This window comes from Cupriavidus mimosae, from assembly GCF_023952485.1.
In the GTDB taxonomy this organism is placed as follows: domain Bacteria; phylum Pseudomonadota; class Gammaproteobacteria; order Burkholderiales; family Burkholderiaceae; genus Cupriavidus; species Cupriavidus taiwanensis_C.
Genome location: NZ_JALHRY010000051.1, coordinates 1 through 4595 on the forward strand (window position 1 = coordinate 1; position 4595 = coordinate 4595).

Annotated in this window: 3 protein-coding genes and 1 pseudogene; 2 read left to right on the forward strand and 2 right to left on the reverse strand. The window is 51.1% G+C overall.

All coding sequences use genetic code 11. The features are described 5' to 3' along the window. Nucleotides 1-496, forward strand: a pseudogene (locus MKD50_RS30010) (transposase); the annotation flags it as partial. A 30-nt stretch (nucleotides 497-526) separates the two neighbouring features. Here MKD50_RS30010 and MKD50_RS30015 read toward each other — a convergent pair. Then, on the reverse strand, nucleotides 527-1840 hold the full coding sequence (locus tag MKD50_RS30015; RefSeq protein WP_012354727.1) for a cytochrome P450: 1314 nt from the start codon (nucleotides 1838-1840) through the stop codon (nucleotides 527-529). A 597-nt stretch (nucleotides 1841-2437) separates the two neighbouring features. Further along, a complete protein-coding gene (locus MKD50_RS30020) occupies nucleotides 2438-3562 on the reverse strand; it encodes a M30 family zinc metallopeptidase (protein ID WP_012354729.1) in 1125 nt (374 codons plus the stop codon). 524 nt (nucleotides 3563-4086) lie between these two features. Here MKD50_RS30020 and MKD50_RS30025 point away from each other — a divergent pair. Then, the gene (locus MKD50_RS30025; RefSeq protein ID WP_012354731.1) at nucleotides 4087-4542 is read left to right on the forward strand and encodes a hypothetical protein; all 456 of its coding nucleotides are present in this window, start codon (nucleotides 4087-4089) and stop codon (nucleotides 4540-4542) included. The last annotated feature ends 53 nt before the right edge of the window (nucleotides 4543-4595 follow it).

Genomic DNA, 4595 nt, shown 5'->3' on the forward strand with positions numbered 1-4595 from the left:
CTACGACCTGTTCCACGTTGTTGCCAAAGACGCGAGGTCATCGATCAGGTCCGGGTCGATCAGGCCAATCAACTCAGGCATGACCGACCCACCCGACGTCTCTTGAAGTCCACACGCTTGCTGCTGCCTAATCGCAGCAATCTGAGCGCCGGCCAGGCGGTCCATCTAAATGAGATTTTGGCCGCGACCCGGTCGCTGATGACCGTCTACATTCTGCGCGACGACCTCAAGCGCCTGTGGTTTTACCGTCGGCCTGGATGGGCGCAGCGGGCATGGAGCGACTGGTTTGAACAAGCGCAGCAAAGCGGCGTCGACCCATTACAGCAGTTCGCGCAACGCCTGAGCGTATTGGCACGGCATTGTGGCCCGATGCCGCCATGCGCTGAACATTAGCGTCGTCGAGGGCATTAACAACACTATCAAAATGATCAAGCGCCGGGCCTACGGATATCGCGACGAGGAATACTTCTTCCTCAAGATCCGGCGCAGCCTTCCTCGCTATTCCTCGATGAACCAAAAAATCACTCTATCGCATGAAACAGCGCAAAGGAAGATGCTTAGGCCCACCGACGAAGCTGGATGCGACCATCTCGAGCTCCCCAGCTGACTCCACGCGTTCAAGGCGCGGTATCATTTCCTCAAACAGGATGCGCATTTCCATCTTGGCCAAGTGCTGGCCCAGACAAATATGAGGCCCTGTTCCAAATGCCAGATGGTGGACTTCCTTTCGATCAATGCTGAACTCGAATGGTTTATCAAAGACATCTTCATCTCGATTCGCCGAGCCGTAGCACAGCATTATCCAATCGCCTTTGTGAACTGTGCGTCCTCGGATCTCCGTATCCGCAGACGCGGTACGCATGAAGTGGCTCACCGGTGACGCAAAGCGCACCGCCTCGTCGACAAATTGCGGAATCAGCGCCGCATCGGCTTGTAGTCGAGGAAGCAGATCAGGGAACTGGCTAAGTGCCCACATTGCGATCGCGGAGGACGATGATGTGGTATCGTGTCCCGCCGTGGCAATAATAATGTAGTAGCCCAAGCGGTTGGCATCGCTAATCGGTTCACCATTTACGACCGCGTTGGAAAGCAATGTTGCCATATCGTTACGTGGACTCGTCCTTTTGTCCGATGTCAGCTTATCGAAATAATGCCGAAAGTCTTCTACTACTGCTAGTAGGTTCTTTGCCAAGACATCTTTACCCGAAGCGACCTCTGCCTTCCCTCGATTGAGTTCTGGATCTTCCCCACCAAACAATTCTTGCGTCAGGACCAACATTTTGGCCTCATCTTCAGAGGGAATTCCTAGAATGTCCATTATTACATGCAAAGGATAATATAGCGCAATATTTCTAGAAAAATCTATGACCTCCCCTTCGTAATGCGCAAGTTTGTCAACACAGCAACGGGCCAGTCGTCGGATACGCTCATCCAGATTGAGCAGGCTGTCAGGCATAAACCATGACTGCGCCAGCGCGCGCATCTTCTTGTGCTCATCACCATCGAACTGAACTAGCGCCTTGACAATATGCGGAGACCCAGTGACCGAAATTATATAGTCGATTGCGGCTTTTGGTCGGCAAACAACAGAATAGTCACCGTTGCGAAATAGGCTGCTGTCACGTGAAATGGCGCTGACATCGGCATACTTCGTTGCAACCCAGAATGGGTCGAAGCCCTCAATAACGGCACGACCGAATGGATTGTTGGCACGAGCCCACGTATAGACGGAGTGCAATAGCTCACGGTCTGAGTAAGTCTTTGGGTCAACCAAAAGCTTCGCGATGTCATCGGGGAGATCGAAATTCGAGGTGGTGGTAATTGGGGCCAAGATAAACATACTCCAAAGATAGATTCAAGATCGCGCGAAGCCATTCCAATGCTTCCGATAATGATTGGTAAATTTTCTATATTGAATCGATCATAAACACAATCAAACAAGTAGAGCGGCATCGAGTAATGGCGCTAATGGTCTGTAATTTGACGATGAAAACTGGTGCTACGCCTCTACTAACCGGCATCAGATGCTCTTGTTGCTTACCGCGACAGATTACTGAGGGGATACACTAAAGCAAAAGTGGGATAAAGATCGTTATGGCCCAGCCACTTGTGGCGGGCTCTTTACTCGTAACGAAGGTAACCACACTCCCCGGGACGGCGATCTTATTACGACGCCACGTACCGTTACGTGGCGACGACTTACCAATCGCGCCTCAGTCAATGGTACACCTTCCAGTTCCCAGCTTTCATGGGTCGCTGTCTCAAGTATGATCTTTGGGAAGGGCTCATTGCCCTTGATGTAGATCTCACCGACCAACGTCAGATGCTGTCCCTCGGTTGGTCCCACAGCGCATGCAGCAACGCTAAGGGCAACTAGCAAAGCAATCATGTGAGTCATAGGTCCATAGAAGATGTGGTTGACGGCACTCTCTTCGCATCATTGAATCACGACGGACAGTGAGGAGTGGGGCGGAATCTTCACCGTTTCGCTATACATACCTTTCACATGCTCCCGGACTACTGGCACGTTGGCATAGGGGTGGAGCTCCGCGGGCACCATTGAGAACTGACTACGATCATTTAGAAATGCGCCCGTGTTAATTTCAGGCAACACGAATCCGTCTTCCTCCCGCAAAGGAAAGCCAAAGCCGACTGGGGCGGGTTCCTTCATTAGTGCACCTGATGTCGCGGCAAAGTGGCGAAATTCCTGTTGGAAGCCGGAGGTTGCTGCCGTGTCTCGAACTGAAGATTCGAGAACCGCCATCGAATCAGTGCTGCTAACGTTGGTAAGAAGATGCTTGTAAAAGCGCAGTCCGAGATGACGGTTGAGAGATCCACCGAGCGATCCCCAGATTGAATATCCGTTGCCAGGGGAGACGAAATCGCCTGCTAGCGTGTCGAGAACCGCTTGACTCACCTTTGTTGGATCGATTTCAGTTGTCTCTACCCAGAAATTGACAATGGTGCCGTCAGCTGTCATGAGTTTACGAACCAATGTTGTGGAGCGAGTCGTATCGTCCGCTAGATACCAGATTTTCACACTACCGTTATCCAGTCTACTAGGCGACAAAGAATAGCGTGGAGCATAACTTTGCTCTTTGGCGTGCACTCTCCATCCGTCTCGATTAAAATTCGATATTCTGCTCTTAAGCGCTTCCGTGCTGTCATCCAATCGTAGTTGCTCGGCCACGAAGGAATAGTTCCGCGCCGCCACAGCAATTGTCGGCATAACTTGTGGAGTTCCGGTTTGATTAGTGAAAACGAGCGTTACATCCTGCCCGTTCAGCCCTGAGATGCTGATGGGAACTTCCACAGCCGAGGATGTGCTATTAACGCTTTCCCAAACACCTATGCCGCTACCAGAATTGGTGTGTGCGTCCAGCGCCCTGCAGTTCGAGCAGCTCTTCTCGACCGGAGCCGAGGTGGTGGTGGTCATCGTCTGCGGGTCGGGCGAGGCCGTGGGATCATCACCGTCACCACCGCAAGAGGCTAGCATGATAGATATCAGCGCTGCCTGAGCTATGCTCCGAAAAAAATGCAACACGCGCTGCTTGTACGTCATATATCTTCGCTCCTTTCGCGATGCGTTTTTTGTAGCATTTGCGGGTAATTCCTAACGCAATGATGCCGACTGTCATTCTATATATTTCTGAATTTAGTATGAGATGTCATTCGACCGTGGTGAGACACGTCATGTTAGCATGTAGTAGCATCCAGCGAAATCTATGCCACTCAGTGTAGATTGGCAAATTGTGATTGCCACTCTGCAAGTGGTGTATGAATTTTTTCGCAATGCGGTAGAATTGGAATTCAAGCCGACAATTCGCGCCATCACTTTGTTCATTTCGTGACGCGCAATTACCGGGGGTCTCGTAGGCATCGATTTGGCCCGTTTCGCACGAGGAAACTCGATAAATAGGCGCGCATTGACGCTTGTCAAGCTATGTCGCTGCTGTCGATGCCAGCATATTCGTTGTACTAGGTGAGTCGATGTTTGAGTTCTGCGTTCAACATCCAAGTGGAATCGAAAAAGCGGCTTACGCAATGCAAGATACAAAAATTCCGCACAATCCGAGAAGGTGGAACATGACATACAACATATTAGCTTTACTGCCATCACTATTGCCCGCGGCAATAGCATGGGCAAAGAGCATGACCGACCCTGTAATTCGGAACGGGAGCGCTCTAACCGAACAAGGTCTATCGGTCGCTAGTGCCGTTGGTGTTGCTATGCCGGAACGCATCCATATCGCAATGGTCGATAGTCTCCCGATGCCCCAAGATGAAACACTACGAAACGTAGTCTGCTCAACAGGATTGTTCGGTCCGGATACGGTTGGATTGACACTGGGATACGCCATATTGATTGCGGAAGGTCATGCTACACGGCGCTTGCTTACACATGAGTTCCGGCATGTTCATCAGTATGAAAAGGCTGGTTCAATTGAGAAATTTCTCCTTGCATACCTAGCCGAAATTGCGACCTTTGGCTATTTTGATGCACCGCTTGAAATTGACGCGCGCGACCACGAACTGCATTGAGACGGAGATTCGCCCCTGCAGGCATGGCGAAATAATAATGGCCACGTCTACCC